Source organism: Pseudoalteromonas sp. NBT06-2 (genome assembly GCF_002276045.1).
GTDB lineage: Bacteria > Pseudomonadota > Gammaproteobacteria > Enterobacterales > Alteromonadaceae > Pseudoalteromonas.
This window is the reverse complement of record NZ_NQMR01000036.1, coordinates 1-763: the sequence shown is the minus strand read 5'-3', so window position 1 is coordinate 763 and position 763 is coordinate 1. Positions and strand designations below refer to the sequence as shown.

At 34.3% G+C, this 763-nt stretch carries 1 protein-coding gene; it reads left to right on the top strand.

All coding sequences use genetic code 11. The annotated features are described in order from the left end of the window. Positions 1-160: 160 nt before the first annotated feature. On the top strand, positions 161-763 hold a 603-nt coding region (locus CJF42_RS09555), incomplete at its 3' end, for a sigma 54-interacting transcriptional regulator (RefSeq protein ID WP_170940549.1).

The window sequence follows — 763 nt, the reverse complement described above, 5'->3', positions numbered from 1 at the left end:
TTAATTTCACCTAAAACTGCTGCTTTTTGAGTGTTGAAATTCATAAACTTAACTACGTCAAAATAATAACACACGTCAAAAAAATGCCACTTAATTCTTGCATCATAGGTAAATCAGATTACAATCATCAGCATAATAAAAATATGTAGCAGTTTTAAATATGACAGGTCCATCAAAAGTTTTAATATTTGATGAAAATCAAAGCCGGGCACAGGCGTTGTCAACTTCATTAACTTTTATAGATGAAGCAAACCAAATCGTCAGCGAACAAGATTATAAAAAATATGCTTTGCCTGTAGATTGTGTTACTTCATTTATTTTAGGGGCGAGTAGTTCAATTGAGCATGAGACTATCATTCGTGAAAACCCAGCTATTCCATTTTTATTATTAGGTGAAACTTTAAAACCATTATTATCCTTGGCAAATGTAATAGGTTTAATCAGTGAACCCTTTAATTACGTACTAACAACGCAACTGATTCATGATTGCCAAGAATATCATCGTTTGATCCCAGGAAGTCAGAATTCTAATCGTGGCTCAAAACATTTTGATGGCTTAATCGGCGAAACACTTAGCATTAAAAATATTCGATTTTTAATTGAGCAAGTTGCCATAACCAATGCCAATGTATTAATTCTTGGTGAGTCCGGCACAGGTAAAGAAGTGGTTGCACGTAACATTCACTTATTATCTAAGCGTGAAAATGGTCCTTTTGTTCCGGTGAATTGTGGTGCAATTCCTGCCGAACTCCTAGAAAGTGAA